Source organism: Sphingobacteriales bacterium (assembly GCA_016719635.1).
In the GTDB taxonomy this organism is placed as follows: Bacteria; Bacteroidota; Bacteroidia; order Chitinophagales; family JADIYW01; genus JADJSS01.
Genome location: JADJYT010000001.1, coordinates 36390 through 50633, shown reverse-complemented (window position 1 = coordinate 50633; position 14244 = coordinate 36390). Strand labels below are relative to the sequence as shown.

The 14244-nt window shown below is 42.0% G+C and carries 14 protein-coding genes; 8 read left to right on the top strand and 6 right to left on the bottom strand.

What is annotated here, in order from left to right; translation table 11 throughout:
* Positions 1-99: 99 nt before the first annotated feature.
* Both topA and IPM95_00295 read left to right on the top strand, forming a co-directional pair.
* A complete protein-coding gene (gene topA, locus IPM95_00300; GenBank protein MBK9327759.1) occupies positions 100-2616 on the top strand; it encodes a type I DNA topoisomerase in 2517 nt (838 codons plus the stop codon).
* Positions 2617-2700: 84 nt separating this feature from the next.
* Entirely contained in the window at positions 2701-3612 is a 912-nt protein-coding gene (locus IPM95_00295; GenBank protein MBK9327758.1) for a transglutaminase family protein, read from the top strand.
* On the opposite strand, the gene IPM95_00290 is transcribed toward IPM95_00295, so the two are convergent.
* Complete coding sequence (locus tag IPM95_00290) at positions 3613-4011, bottom strand: MerC domain-containing protein (protein MBK9327757.1); 399 nt, start codon at positions 4009-4011, stop codon at positions 3613-3615.
* Positions 4012-4088: 77 nt separating this feature from the next.
* On the opposite strand from IPM95_00290, the gene IPM95_00285 reads away from it, so the two are divergent.
* Genes IPM95_00285 through IPM95_00275 form a run of 3 tightly spaced genes read left to right on the top strand, consistent with a single transcriptional unit; the run spans position 4089 to position 5754 of the window.
* Entirely contained in the window at positions 4089-4508 is a 420-nt protein-coding gene (locus tag IPM95_00285; GenBank protein ID MBK9327756.1) for a transcriptional repressor, read from the top strand.
* Between the two features lie 30 nt (positions 4509-4538).
* On the top strand, positions 4539-5162 hold the full coding sequence (locus IPM95_00280) for a cytochrome c oxidase subunit III (GenBank protein MBK9327755.1): 624 nt from the start codon (positions 4539-4541) through the stop codon (positions 5160-5162).
* Positions 5163-5166: 4 nt separating this feature from the next.
* Positions 5167-5754, top strand: coding sequence for a hypothetical protein (locus tag IPM95_00275; GenBank protein MBK9327754.1), 588 nt, complete (start codon positions 5167-5169; stop codon positions 5752-5754).
* On the opposite strand, the gene IPM95_00270 is transcribed toward IPM95_00275, so the two are convergent.
* From IPM95_00270 to IPM95_00250, 5 genes are read right to left on the bottom strand one after another with little or no spacing between them, the layout of a single operon-like run.
* Complete coding sequence (locus tag IPM95_00270; GenBank protein ID MBK9327753.1) at positions 5741-6766, bottom strand: aminotransferase class I/II-fold pyridoxal phosphate-dependent enzyme; 1026 nt, start codon at positions 6764-6766, stop codon at positions 5741-5743. The genes IPM95_00275 and IPM95_00270 overlap by 14 nt on opposite strands.
* A 45-nt stretch (positions 6767-6811) precedes the next feature.
* Positions 6812-7420, bottom strand: coding sequence for a rhomboid family intramembrane serine protease (locus tag IPM95_00265; GenBank protein MBK9327752.1), 609 nt, complete (start codon positions 7418-7420; stop codon positions 6812-6814).
* Positions 7421-8230 (bottom strand): SDR family NAD(P)-dependent oxidoreductase, encoded by an 810-nt coding sequence (locus IPM95_00260; GenBank protein MBK9327751.1) that lies wholly within the window; start codon positions 8228-8230, stop codon positions 7421-7423.
* A gap of 27 nt (positions 8231-8257) precedes the next feature.
* A complete protein-coding gene (locus IPM95_00255) occupies positions 8258-9871 on the bottom strand; it encodes an NAD(P)/FAD-dependent oxidoreductase (GenBank protein ID MBK9327750.1) in 1614 nt (537 codons plus the stop codon).
* A gap of 29 nt (positions 9872-9900) precedes the next feature.
* Entirely contained in the window at positions 9901-10662 is a 762-nt protein-coding gene (locus tag IPM95_00250; GenBank protein MBK9327749.1) for a hypothetical protein, read from the bottom strand.
* A 46-nt stretch (positions 10663-10708) separates the two neighbouring features.
* Between IPM95_00250 and IPM95_00245 the strand changes: the two genes are divergently transcribed.
* The 3 genes from IPM95_00245 to IPM95_00235 all read left to right on the top strand — a co-directional run bounded on the left by IPM95_00245 (position 10709) and on the right by IPM95_00235 (position 14170).
* Positions 10709-11875: a hypothetical protein gene (locus IPM95_00245; protein MBK9327748.1), complete on the top strand. Its 1167-nt coding sequence runs from the start codon at positions 10709-10711 to the stop codon at positions 11873-11875.
* Positions 11872-12480 (top strand): hypothetical protein, encoded by a 609-nt coding sequence (locus IPM95_00240; GenBank protein ID MBK9327747.1) that lies wholly within the window; start codon positions 11872-11874, stop codon positions 12478-12480. The genes IPM95_00245 and IPM95_00240 overlap by 4 nt, the downstream gene beginning before the upstream one ends.
* A 94-nt stretch (positions 12481-12574) precedes the next feature.
* Positions 12575-14170 (top strand): CTP synthase, encoded by a 1596-nt coding sequence (locus IPM95_00235; GenBank protein ID MBK9327746.1) that lies wholly within the window; start codon positions 12575-12577, stop codon positions 14168-14170.
* The last annotated feature ends 74 nt before the right edge of the window (positions 14171-14244 follow it).

The following is a 14244-nucleotide window of genomic DNA, read 5'->3' as shown; positions in this document are numbered from 1 at the left end:
AGTAATAAGCCATCTGTCAATAGGCAAAAGCGGCACTTTTGTTGTTTATATTAAAACTGGTGTTACTAGATTACTTATCACTAAATACGAAGAATTATCATGGCTAAAAATTTACTGATAGTAGAGTCACCGGCGAAAGCAAAAACAATTGAGAAAATTCTGGGTAAAGATTTTATGGTGAAGTCGTGTTACGGACACATCCGTGATCTGGCAAAGAAAGAAATGGGGGTAGATATCCATAATAATTTTGAACCCACCTATATCATATCTGAAGATAAAGAACAGGTTGTCCGTGAACTGCAGAAACTTTCCAAAACATCTGAAGTATGGCTGGCAACGGATGAGGACCGTGAAGGGGAAGCCATTTCCTGGCATTTGTGTGAGGTACTGAACCTTGATAAGGACAATACCAAACGAATCGTATTTAATGAGATTACCGCTCCTGCCATTAAAAATGCGGTGGCCAATCCCAGAAAATTAGACCAGAATTTATTTTATGCCCAGCAGGCCCGCCGCGTATTGGACAGAGTGGTGGGGTTTGAATTATCTCCCGTGTTATGGAAAAAATTAGGACGAAGAACCTTATCTGCCGGACGTGTGCAATCGGTAGCGGTAAGATTAGTGGTGGAACGGGAACGGGAAATCAACAACTTCCAGTCCGAAAATTTTTACAAAGTAGTTGCCTTTTTCATTACGGACCAGAAGACATTTAAAGCGGAACTGTCGGAAAAGCTAAAAACGGAAAAAGAAGCCGAGGCATTTTTGGAAGCGGTGAAAGACGCACTCTTCAAAGTAGAAGATGTACAGGTAAAACCTGCTCAAAAGAGTCCGGCAGCACCATTTACAACATCTACTCTCCAACAGGAAGCCTCCAGAAAACTGGGATTTTCCGTTTCGCGTACGATGTCCGTAGCACAAAAACTGTATGAGAGCGGTAAGATCACCTATATGAGAACGGACTCTCCCAACCTATCCGATCTGGCACTGAATACCATACAGTCTTATATCAATAAAGAGTTTGGAAAAGAATATTCCAACCGCAAACAATACGCCTCCAAAAATTCCAGCGCACAGGAAGCCCACGAAGCCATCCGTCCTACTTATATAGAAAATACGAATGAGGGCATCAACCGGGACGAAGAGCGACTGTATGATTTAATCTGGAAGCGTACCGTCGCCTCACAGATGAGTAATGCGAAGCTCGAAAAGACCATCGCAAAGATTGACATTTCCACCCGCAAAGAAAAGTTTATTGCGGAAGGAGAAGTGTTGAAATTCGACGGATTTTTAAAGGTATATATTGAAGGTACGGACGATGATGAACAGGAAGAAAGCGGCATGCTGCCTCCGTTGAATGTCGGACAGTCATTGACCTATAAAAATATCGAAGCCCGCCAACGCTTCACACAGCCGCCTGCACGCTACACGGAAGCAAGCCTCATCAAGAAATTGGAGGAACTTGGCATTGGACGACCATCGACCTACGCCCCTACCATTTCCACCATTCAAAACAGGGAATATGTGGTGAAAGGTGACCGTGAAGGACTTCCGCGTGCCTATCAAAAAATTGAGTTGTCTGCGAAGAAGGAAATCAGGAAAGAGTCGCTGTGTGAAAATACCGGTTCCTTAAAAGGAAAACTGCTGCCGACTGATATCGGTAATTTGGTGACGGATTACCTGATGGAAAATTTCACCCGGGTGATGGACTATTCCTTCACGGCAGAAATGGAAAAGGACTTTGACGAAATTGCGGAAGGTCATAAAGACTGGAGAAAATCATTGAAACAATTCTATGGCCCTTTCCACAAAGAAATTGCAGCTTCCGAGAATACTGCGTACGTCACCGGTGAGCGAGAACTGGGAAAAGACCCGGAAAACGGTAAAACAGTCGTTGCCAAATTGGGCAGATACGGACCTATGATACAAATTGGGACAAATGAAGAGGAAGAAAAGCCGCGTTATGCGAAATTAAAATCCTCCCAAAGTTTGGAAACCATCACGATGGACGAAGCGATGGAATTATTCAAGCTCCCATTAATTCTGGGCGAATATGAAGGACAGGAAGTATCGGTCAATGCCGGCCGTTTCGGGCCATATGTAAAATTCGGTGAGCAATTCATTTCCCTCCCTAAAGGAGAAGAACCTTCTGATGTAACCCTCGAACGAGCAATAGAAGTCATAAAATCCAAACAGGAAGACGATGCACCGATTGCGCAATATGAAGGAAAACCGGTCTCCAAGGGAAAAGGACGTTTCGGACCTTTCATAAAATGGAACGGATTATTCATCAATATACCGAAGGGCTATCATTTTGATACGATTAATGCGAAAGAATGCGGTGAGTTGATTGAGAAGAAGCTGGAAAAAGAAGCCAACCGTTTCATCTTAAATTTCCCGGAAGAAAAGATATCTGTAGAAAACGGCCGATGGGGTCCGTACATTAAGTTCAATAAAAAAATGCTGAAACTGACCGGCCGGAAATATACCGCTGATGAAGCAGCCCGGTTGTCTTTGGTAGATATAAAGGCGATGATAGAACCCAGGTACCGAATGCTTTTTCTAAAAAGAAAAAAAGGCACCCGCCAGGAAGGCTGCCGCAAAAGGCAAAACGACTAAAAAGAAATAACGTTATTCTTCCATGTGTGGAAAACCCTTCTTGACATTCTATAAAAAAGAACTAAATTAGAATTAAGAACTAACGTGAGTAACCTGACTGATACCGAATTTAAAGCACTCATCACCTTGCTGGATGATAATGACAATGAAGTGTATTCGCATGTCAGCAATAAATTGTTTTCACTGGGCGTGGAAGGCATTCCGTTGTTGGAATCAGCCTGGGAAACCTCAGAAAATCAATTGATTCAAACGCGCCTGGAGGATTTGATTAACAAAATCCAGTTCTCAAATGTAAAAGACAGGCTGATAAAATGGAGAGATAAAAATGGGGAGGATCTGCTGGAAGGCGCATTGCTTGTTTCAAAATTCCAATATCCCGATCTGGATGAATTCAAAATCACGCAAAAAATTGAAACGATCTCAAAGAATGTCTGGATTGAATTAAATCCGGCTCTTTCGCCTTTGGAAGAAGCACATGTGGTCAATCATGTATTCTTTCAGTTACATAATTTTTTTGGACTGCAGACACAGCAACTCGACCCTGACCTGGGTTATATCAACAACCTGATTGAATCCAAGAAGGGTAATTCGCTCAGTCTGGGTATCTTGTACATTATACTGGCACAGAAAAATGACCTGCCGGTGTATGGTGTCAATCTGCCCTATCACTTTATTATGGCCTATACCCGAAAGCATCTTAATAAGGATGAATTAGACTGCAACAACCAGGAAAAAAGTGTGATGTTTTACATCAATCCGCTGAATAAAGGCATTGCTTTTTCCAGAAGCGAGATTACACATTACCTGGAGCAGATGAAAGTGAAAACGCATTCTAAATTTTTCTCGCCATGTAACAATCTGGAAATCATCAAGACACTTATCTATAACCAGCTTTCCTGCTACGACCAGAACGGCAATACAGACAAGGCACATCAGCTGAAGGAATTATTTGATTTGTTTGTAAATGAAGACGAGGCAGATCAATCGGATGATTGATTAACGGCACAATTTTAAATTATAAAACTGCCCGAATCCACATGCAATGCCGCCAATACCACTCAGCAAATGTTCAGGGTTATCATGTACGTCAAATACTATATTGATGATGGAAGAGGCACACAACAGCATCAGTCCGCCGAAAAATACATAGGCCGGAATTTTATTTTGATGGTGGTATCTATAGCCATGAAGGATGGACGATGTGCCCAACACAAAAACACTGGAGATGATGATGTATTCCACCCAGTGGTATTGCTGGAATAAGCTGCCGGCCACCGGCAGCAAAACCACTAAAATAGGTGTTAAAATACAATGAACGGCGCACAAAAGCGAAAGAAACACGGCAATTTGTTCTGAATAATGTTTGTGCTTATGTTTAATTTTATGTACTTTCATCTGTATTTTATACTTGAAATTGGATTACAAATATACTGCATTTTTGCAACATTATTGCATTTTTCAAAATTAAATTAATGGAAATAACGGAAAATATATTAAAACACCACGATTTGCGCATTACACAGGTGCGAATGGATATTCTGCGATATTTTCAAAAAAACAAAAATGCCCTCTCACACGCCGACCTGGAAGGCAGTTTCCAAACGAAATTTGACCGGGTGACCATTTACAGGACACTCACCTCCTTTATGGAAAAAGGGTTGCTGCATAAGATAGCAGACGACTCGGGCATCGCTAAATATGCACTTTGTCAACATGAAGGAATGGAACATTCCCACAACGATGAACATGTGCATTTCAAGTGCAGAAAGTGTGCAAAAATTGAATGTATGCATTCCATAGAAATCCCCAAACTGCATTTGCCTAAAAAATACAAAGTTGAAAACGCCAACCTGCTGATTGAAGGAATCTGTGCTGCCTGTAACCAGCCTTAAACCGGTTGCAACTATTTTTGTTATAAAAATATGGAAGATAAACTAATCCATACCATACAGCCAAAAGCATACGAACGAACCATCCAAAGGAAGTACAGAAACTACAGATGGATCTTGTATTTCTCGATTGGAGGCCTGTCGTTCATGTTTATCAGCTTAACGCTCCGGTATTTCATCAGCAGTATCTACAAACCGTCAACAATCTTATCCTTAAACCCATTATTTTACTGGAATACCCTTATTTTATCTGCAAGCAGCTGTGCTGTTGAACTCGCAAAATACCATTTCAGGAAAGACCATTTCAGGAATTATAAGACAGCGCTTTTGTCTGCACTTGGATTGGGTATTTTATTCTTGTTCGGACAGGCAATGGGCTGCATACTCTTGTTTGGTTCCGATTTTACATTTAACCATCCATCTGCTGCCTATCTGTACGTGATTTCTGGTTTTCATGCAGGGCATATTATAGGCGGGTTGATTTTTCTTTCCTTCTTCCTATCGGAGAGCTGGAAAATGCTTACGGATTACGCCATTTCTGTCGTCTATTTTACGGATCCGGTTGCCTTTTCACAATTGAAGCTGTTTGCGATTTTCTGGCATTTTTTGGGTTTCTCCTGGATGTATCTGCTTTTCTTCTTTCTACTGATAAAATAAAAACATGTTTGGATTATTCAAGAAAAAACCGGAGCTGGAAGTGACTGACATTGTCTGGAAAAATGATTCCGCCAAACAAAATGGAATTTTAAAACATATCAGCACTGCTGAAAGATTTATCCTGTACTATTATTTTCAGGACACGAAAGAAACATTTACAGAAATCCTCCGTAATTCTTCCATTTCATTTGCTGATCAAGTTGGAGCGCCTGAAAAACTGGTTCTCCTTCAGGCGAAACATCCTGGCAATCCCCATTCAATCAACGATAGAAATGTCTTTTTTTTGGAACACCATCCCTCCTTCTCTGCTGAAAAACCGATATTAGATGATCTCTTTATGGCGGGTGTAAAAAAAGTGTTGTTTTTCAATTCATTGAAAGAACCCATTTTTCAATTCTTCGGTTCAGAAAGAATCGTGTTATTATTGGAAAAAATGGGATTGGAGGAGGAGGAATCCATCGAACATCCGATGATAAGCCAATCCATCAGAAATGCACAGCAAAAGATGGATGAGAAAGTCATTTTCCCTTCCAGTACAAGGAATGCCAAGGACTGGATCAGTAGCAACGTAGGAAATATCAAAGCGGAGTAAAACGGGCAAGTATGCTGCATACTGCTTCAGCCATTTCTTTGGTAACATCCAAATGTGTGACCATCCTGATTTGATTCCTGCCAAACTGAACGGCTGCTACCTCATTTTCTTTCAAATACGATAAGACCGTATCCACATTTGTAAGTTTATCGTTTATTTCAAAAATCAATATATTGGTTTCCACAGGCAGTACTGTCTTTATCCAGGACAACCGTTGTAATGTATCTCCTATCCGTCTGGCATTTTGGTGGTCCTCTTCCAATCGTTCCCTATTATTTTCCAGCGCATAAAGACAGGCTGCTGCCAGATAGCCTGCCTGCCGCATTCCGCCGCCAAACGCTTTCCGGATACGCCTTGCCTTTCTGATAAATTCTTTATTGCCAACCAGCACAGAACCCACCGGTGCACCCAACCCTTTGGAGAAGCAGATGGCAACAGAATCAAAGAGGCTGCCGATTTGCTGTGGAGTGTATTTTTTGGCAACCATCGCATTGAACAGCCGGGCGCCATCGAGATGCAGTTTTAAATTCCGTTCGAGGCAAACCTCCCTGATTTCCCGAATGGCTTGCAGTTCATAGCAACTGCCGCCGCCTTTGTTGGAAGTATTTTCCAGACAAACCAGACTTGTTTTGGGCAGCCAGTCAAAATCCGGCTGTATATTTTCTCTGACTTGTTCCGCAGAAATAAGCCCTCTGGCACCATTCACCAGTTTTACCGAAACGCCCGAATGAAAGGCAAAACCGGCCGTTTCGTAATAATAGATATGAGCAGTCTTATCCAGAATGATTTCATCCATAGGCTGTGTATGCGCTTTTACCGCAATCTGATTGGCCATCGTTCCGCTGGCACAAAACAATCCTGCTTCCTGCTGAAACAGCCCTGCCACTTTAGCTTCCAGTAAGTTTACCGTCGGATCTTCACCAAATACATCATCGCCCACTTGAGCGGCAAGCATCGCTTCCAGCATTTCAGGGGAGGGTCTTGTAACGGTATCGCTGCGTAAGTCTATCATGGCTTTTAGGATAAATATTATGTGCTGTTCGTTATCGGAGAATGATTACCCAAAAACCTGCCGGATAAAATTACTCAAGGCTTCTTTCCAGATAATCAGGATAAACAGAATCCCCCACAAAGCACCAAAAAGATGGGCATCGTGGCCGATATTATCCATTCCTTTTCTTCCCATATAGTACGAATACAACAGATACAGGGGGCCTACTATATAAGAAGGAATAAAAAAAGGAATCGGAAAAATCATCAGCCTCATTTCAGGATAGATAAGAATGCTGGCAAACAATACCGCCGATACCGCTCCTGATGCGCCGACTGCATTATAACCTGGATTTTCGACGTGTTTATTATAAGAAAAGACAGAACTCATCACCAAGGCAGAAAAGTATAATACACCGAACAATAAAGAACCATATCCTGCATAAATCTGATCTAAGGCATGCTCCGTGTATTTACCAAACAGAAACAGGGCGTACATATTGAAAAACAAATGCATGAAATCAGCATGAATAAAACCTGCTGTAATAAACCGATAGTACTGACGGCGCTGATGAATGACATATGGATTAAACACCAGCTTTGAAAACAGATCCTGATTGGAAAATGTCAACAGGCTCACCACCACTGTAATACCGATTAGGATGTACGTTACCATTTAGGATTTGCTTTTCTTTTTAGCCACACCCGGCAATACTTTCTTTAAGACAGCACCGGACAGGCTTTTTGCCCCATCCCTGTTTAATATCCTGCTGTTGATGAAAACCTGTGCCTTATTGATAAAGCCCGGCACCACATAGGCTTCTTTACCTAAATTATCGAGGGCGGCTTGCACCACCGGAGCAGCCTCCATCAGCATCGGACCTTCTTTCATTCCTTTGGTCATCTCCGACTTCGTCATACCCGGACACAACGCGATCACATCTACATTCTTATCTTTGAATTCATAATTCATGCTTTCCGCCAGAGACAGAATATATGCCTTGGTCGCGGCATAATGCGACAGAAAAGGATGTGCATTGAATGCACTGATACTGGAGGTGAATATTATCCCGCCCTTGCCGCGGCTGATGAATTGTTTACCGAACTCATACGCCAGTATGAATGGGGCTTTTGTATTCAATTGCAGCATTTGCAGGTTGCGTTCGAGGCTGCCTCTGTAGAAATGGCCTTCACAGTTCATACCGGCATTATTGACCAATAAACCAACTTCCAGATCTTTGGTTGCATCCAGTATGTCGGAATGGAATCCGTCTTTACTTAAATCCGCTTCCAGCACTCGGCATTGAATGTTGTATTTTTGAATCAACTCGGCAGCTAATGTTTCCAGCAACTGTTTCCTGCGGGCAACAAGCACGACATTTAATCCTTTTACAGCGATCTGATGCGCAAATTCTGCACCAATTCCACTGGATGCGCCGGTAATAAGGGCCCAGCTTCCATATTTTTCAACAAACTTTTGATCCATAACACATTTTTTTAGATAAGAAATAAATTATTTTGCAGTCTTCACAATCTCATTAATCAAATTACTGCGCAGGATGGAAGAAGCCGTCAGCACACCACTCATCAGCGCACCACCGATACCCACGGTAACAATATCCTGGCCGGTAAGATATAAATTTTTTATCGGCGTGGTAGGCTTTAAAAAATCTTTGGCAAATCGCTCCGGGTCATGGTCTAATCCATAAATCTCGCCATGGATATAATTGCAGAAATGTTTGGTGGTGATTGGGGTTGACAATTCGTACATATCAACCTTTCCTCTCAACTGCGGTTCATATTTGTACAAATGTTCCAGCAACCGTTGAGCAAATTTTTCTTTCAGTGCATCATAAGTTTCTCCCCTTTTTTTCCAGCGGGTATCTTCCCACTCTTTAAACCAGTAATATTTTGCCACCGTAATGATCTCAATCGTGGAACGTCCGGGATATTTCTCCAGAAACTTCGGATTTTTTGCTGCCGGAAAAGAAATATACACTACCGGAAATTCATTATTGTAATCCTGCAGATAATTGTCAATCGCCTTGTCGTGGTCGGTACCGTTCGGATAAATCCAGTAATTGGCTTTGGGGAGCTGCAATTCCTCAGATGTATGTTTCAACCCGATATACAAACTCAAGTGCCCGTAGGACTGAGGTAATTTCAGGGCCTCCTCCAGATGCCGGATACGTACCTTCTCCGTTTCCGGAATTAAATTCTTATAGGTGATGTGCACTCCCGCGCCACTTACCACCAGATCACTTTTAATAATTTTTCCATCCTGCATCACCACGCCTTTCGCAACACCATTTTCTATGAGTATTTCCTTTACTCCGGCTCCAATCAGTATATTTCCGCCTGCTTTCAGAATTCCGGGTGCAATGGTATTGAAAATCTCTTCACTGCCGCCAACGGGATAAAAACCGCCGTTCATGTAATGCAATGCCACCGCCGCGTGAATCACAAAACTGCTTTTGGACGGCGGCATGCCATAATCACCGAACTGAGCTGACAACACCGCTTTTAATTCTTCATTATCGGTTAGTTGATCCAGTACTTCTTTGGTCGTTTGTTTGTAGAATCTCTCATATCCTTTGCTCATAAAGGAGGATGCAAAGAAACGAACAAAATCCGGCAGGGCTTTTTGCATAAAATAGCCTTTAGATGTCTTGTTCACCTCAAACAGCAATTCCACGTACTTATCAATTGCTCGGGCATCATTTTCCGCCGGAAAATATTCTTTCATCCGCTGCTTCCATGCCTGGAGCCCTTTGACATACTCATAGGTTCTGCCCTGAATGACAATCCGGTCATACACTTCCCCCATATCCGCCCATTTCAGGTTTTTATCGGTTATATATTCAAAAACCACCCGCAGCAGGGAGCCTTTGCGGTCCATATCACCGACATAGTGCAGTCCAACATCCCATTCATAATCGTTACGGGTGAATACATGTGTAAAACCTCCCGGGGTTGTGTGCTTTTCACATATCAGCACCTTTTTCCCTCTTTTAGCCAGTATGGATGCTGTTGTAAGGCTTCCTAATCCTGAGCCTATACATATTACATCATAATGATCTTCAATATGTGGATGCTGTTTATACGACTGAAATAATGGACTGGACATATTTTCTAATTCTATTTTTTGAATATATTCTAATTGATTCGCGTTTCGAAATCTATCAATACCTTATCGCGCATAACGTCCGGCAATGTATTGATTATTCTCAATACACGCTGCACTTCTTTATTGGATAAATGGGTAAAAACCGTTAAAACCTCTTCTTGCATATCAAACTGATAGGCAACATTAATAATTCGCTTCAATCTCGAATCATCAAATCCTTCCACAATCTTTGCGATATAACCTTTATTCTCCACAAAGGATGAAATCCGTATCAGGTCTTCTTCGCTGCTGATGATTTTCGATAATTCCACCAGCCTGCTGACATCAGACACGTCCACAAAACCGGCTGCGGTGACAAATTTCTTGGTACGCACCAGTTCCGCCGTTACTTTCTTTAGAATATCCATCGGTATCTGATTAATCAGATTTCTGGCATTTTCCGGTGTCATAAAATCGGAAACCGTAGCCAGAAAAGAAATGCTCATGTGCCGCATGATGGCAATGGCGTCGCGTTCCGGCATGTGATAACTCATATTAGCGGCAATCAGCGGCCCCAAAACAGTTTCAGCGACCTTGGCATTCATAAAGTTGGGCATGAACCTGGAAACACCCGTCAAACGTTTCCATATATCCGTCTGCTCCAGATGTGAAATACCGATAATCTGCAAACGCAGCTGCTGCAGTTCATCTTTGGTTAATTTCTCTAAAAAGGTAAAAGTCTCCTCCTCTTTTACCTGCAGGAAATGCAGCAACTTTTGCAACTCCGTCTGTTTTCTGTCATGCGCATTCATGTACATAAATATAGAAAATTGATTGATAAAATCTTACTTTTGGACGGTGAACGTTTTTGAAACAAAAATTATATGTAAAACCTTTCAGGGGTTAGAACAGGTCCTGGCAGACGAATTAGCCGGATTAAAGGCAAAAAACATAGAAATCATCAAACGCGCCGTTGTTTGTGATTATGATACGGAATTGCTTTACCGATGTAATGTAGAACTTCGCACCTGCCTGAAGGTTCTGGTGCCTTTATTTGAGTTTGAATCCTCTTCTCCGGAGGACTTGTATGCCTTTGGTATTCGTCTGCCCTGGGAGGACTATATGGACATCACACAGCGTTTTGCAATCGATTTCACCATTCAGTCTGACCACTTCAAACACACCCAGTTTGCTTCCTTAAAACTGAAAGACGCCATCTGCGACCGGTTTCGAAAATATAATGACGACCGCAGGCCGGATGTAAACACCGAAAAACCGGACATGCTGTTCAATCTGCATATCAGCAGAGATAAAGTAACCATTTCATTGGACAGTTCCGGCACCTCCCTTCACCAGCGGGGCAACAGAATCGAACAAACCATCGCTCCCATCAATGAAGTGCTGGCAGCAGGATTGATTTTGATGAGCAAATGGGACAGACAATCTCATTTTGTGGATGCCATGTGCGGCAGCGGCACCATAGTCATTGAAGCAGCAAGTATGGCTATCAATAAGGCGCCCAATCTGGACAGAGATTATTTTTGTTTTAAGAACTGGAAAAACTACAAGGAAGCGCTCTTTAAAAAAATCATCGTTCAGCTAAAAACTGCCGTTACCGATTTTCCTCATAAGATTATCGGGTCTGACAACAACAAAAAATCCGTTTTCATTGCCCAGAACAATGTGCGGAAAGCAGGTTTTTCCAATCTGGTGGAAATCAGGGAGGCCAGCATACAAAAGATGATTCCACCGATGGGCAACGGTACACTGATTATCAATCCACCTTATGGGGAACGGATGCAAACCTATGAAATTGACAGATTGTACAAGCAAATCGGTGACGCATTCAAGCAGCATTTTACGGGCTACACCTGCGGCATCATATCCAATAACATCGAAGGACTAAAGCTCATCGGGTTAAAACCCCTGCGGAAATTTCCCGTAATAAATGGTAAATTAGATTGTCTATTTTGCCTTTATGAAATTTACGAAGGCAGCAAACGAACACCAAAACCAACCGTATGAACCGCCGCATCCTTCTATTGACGTTTTTTACCCTTGTTTTTACTACATCCTGTGATTTTTTCAAGACTAAGGATGATAACTATATTGATATTCCGGAGGGATTGACAGACGAACAACTGCAGGAAGATAGATATGCATACAAACGCGATAAATCTTACCGGGAAAAATTTCTGCAACAGACCAAAACAGACAGTGCCATTGTCACCATTTACAATATCATAAATTATAAGGTAAAGGATGAAACCGAAAATATCAGCGAAGGTTTCTCCTATCTGATTGTCGATTTATCGATAGACAACTTCACAAAGCAGCCGTTTAACATGGCCGGATTTCTAAAAAGCTGTCATTTGTCCAATTCCAATCCCGAATATGCCTACAGCAACGTAAGCTATGCCTTGAAAATGTATCACCTCCAATCCGACTCATCCGAAATAGATATGTCAAACATTCAGAAGTTCTTTCAGGAAACCATGCCACCGAAAGAATTTTACAGAGCGAAATTGTTTGCTTATGAAGTGAGCCGGGACGATAAGGAGCCCTTGTTTTTCAACTATAAGATTGGAAATCAGAAATTTGAATACAAAGTACGGGACAAGCAATATTAAGTTTTTGGTTTCTAAAAAATTATATCCCATTTAATTTTCATTTTCAGTTATACAACTTAACTTTACAGTCCATAACAAGCATTCTAACTACGTTATGGCAAAATTTATCTTCGTTACAGGTGGTGTTACCTCTTCTCTGGGAAAAGGCATTCTGGCCGCATCACTGGCAAAACTCCTTCAATCCCGCGGACTTAAAGTGACCATACAAAAGTTTGACCCGTATATCAATATTGATCCGGGTACCATGAATCCTTATGAGCATGGAGAATGTTATGTAACGGAAGACGGTGCTGAAACCGATCTGGACCTAGGGCATTACGAACGGTTTTTAGGTGTTCACACCTCTCAGGCCAATAATGTTACCACCGGAAAAATATACCAGGAAGTTATCAGTCGTGAGCGCCGCGGTGACTACCTCGGCAAAACGGTACAGGTGATACCTCATATCACCGACGAAATCAAAAGAAGAATGCTGCTATTGGGTAATTCAGACCAATATGACATCATTCTTACCGAGATTGGCGGAACGGTCGGCGATATTGAATCTTTGCCCTTTATTGAAGCAATACGTCAGCTGAAATGGCAGTTGCCGGCCAAAGACTACATGGTCATACACCTGACATTGGTTCCATACCTTGCTTCTGCCAAAGAATTAAAGACCAAACCCACTCAGCATAGTGTAAAAGAGCTGCAATCCTACGGGGTACAGCCACATATCATCGTTTGCCGAACAGAAATGCCTCTGGGAAATGAACGGAAGCGGAAAATTGCGGAATTCTGCAACGTAGATTACGATTCCGTTATTGAAGCGCTGGATGCGGAAACGATTTATGACGTTCCGCTGTATCTTAAAAAGGAAAAACTGGATGAAATTGTGCTGGAAAAATTCGGCTATACGAATGTACCGGATACGGATCTGGCGGAATGGAATGATTTCTTACAACGCTATAAATTCCCTAAAAAGGAAATCACCATCGGGTTGATTGGAAAATATATTGAGTTAAAGGATGCCTACATTTCGATTTATGAATCGTTCATTCATGCCGGTGCAAAAAATGAGTGCAAGGTAAATGTGGAACGTATACATTCTGAAGAAATCCATAAAAACAACCTGAAAGAAAAGTTAGGTCATTTAAACGGCATCTTTGTGGCGCCCGGATTCGGGCAGAGGGGTATGGACGGAAAAATATACGCCATTGAGTATGCCCGTACAAACAATGTTCCTTTCTTTGGTGTGTGTTTAGGCATGCAGATGGCGGTTATTGAATTCGCGCGCAACATGCTGAAACTGGAAAATGCGAACTCCACTGAAATGCATCAGAACACCAATTATCCGGTGATTGACATGATGCAGGAGCAAAAAACGATTGTGAATATGGGAGGTACCATGCGTCTAGGTGCCTATACCTGCAAAATCAGGGAAAATTCACTTGCACACAAGATTTACGGTGAAACGATAATATCAGAACGGCACCGTCACCGCTATGAATTCAACAATAAATACCTGCATCTGTTTGAAGATCATGGGATGATTGCCAGCGGCTTTAACCCTGACTCGGATTTGGTGGAAATCATCGAAATACCTTCTCACAAATATTTTATCGGCGTACAGTTCCACCCTGAACTGAAAAGCACGATTTTAAAGCCTCATCCATTATTCTGTACGTTTGTAAAAGCATGCCTGGAATAGCTATTTTTGAATTTGGCATTAAAATAGCCTGTCATTAACTGTGGTGTTGCCGGATTTATGAGAAGCACAAAATA

What these genes read in the sequence shown, in the direction of transcription:
- topA (MBK9327759.1), top strand. Translation starts at nt 100, where the DNA reads ATGGCTAAAAATTTACTGATAGTAGAGTCACCGGCGAAAGCAAAAACA.
- IPM95_00290 (MBK9327757.1), bottom strand. Translation starts at nt 4,011, where the DNA reads ATGAAAGTACATAAAATTAAACATAAGCACAAACATTATTCAGAACAA.
- IPM95_00285 (MBK9327756.1), top strand. Translation starts at nt 4,089, where the DNA reads ATGGAAATAACGGAAAATATATTAAAACACCACGATTTGCGCATTACA.
- IPM95_00280 (MBK9327755.1), top strand. Translation starts at nt 4,539, where the DNA reads ATGGAAGATAAACTAATCCATACCATACAGCCAAAAGCATACGAACGA.
- IPM95_00275 (MBK9327754.1), top strand. Translation starts at nt 5,167, where the DNA reads ATGTTTGGATTATTCAAGAAAAAACCGGAGCTGGAAGTGACTGACATT.
- IPM95_00270 (MBK9327753.1), bottom strand. Translation starts at nt 6,766, where the DNA reads ATGATAGACTTACGCAGCGATACCGTTACAAGACCCTCCCCTGAAATG.
- IPM95_00265 (MBK9327752.1), bottom strand. Translation starts at nt 7,420, where the DNA reads ATGGTAACGTACATCCTAATCGGTATTACAGTGGTGGTGAGCCTGTTG.
- IPM95_00260 (MBK9327751.1), bottom strand. Translation starts at nt 8,230, where the DNA reads ATGGATCAAAAGTTTGTTGAAAAATATGGAAGCTGGGCCCTTATTACC.
- IPM95_00255 (MBK9327750.1), bottom strand. Translation starts at nt 9,871, where the DNA reads ATGTCCAGTCCATTATTTCAGTCGTATAAACAGCATCCACATATTGAA.
- IPM95_00250 (MBK9327749.1), bottom strand. Translation starts at nt 10,662, where the DNA reads ATGAATGCGCATGACAGAAAACAGACGGAGTTGCAAAAGTTGCTGCAT.
- IPM95_00240 (MBK9327747.1), top strand. Translation starts at nt 11,872, where the DNA reads ATGAACCGCCGCATCCTTCTATTGACGTTTTTTACCCTTGTTTTTACT.
- IPM95_00235 (MBK9327746.1), top strand. Translation starts at nt 12,575, where the DNA reads ATGGCAAAATTTATCTTCGTTACAGGTGGTGTTACCTCTTCTCTGGGA.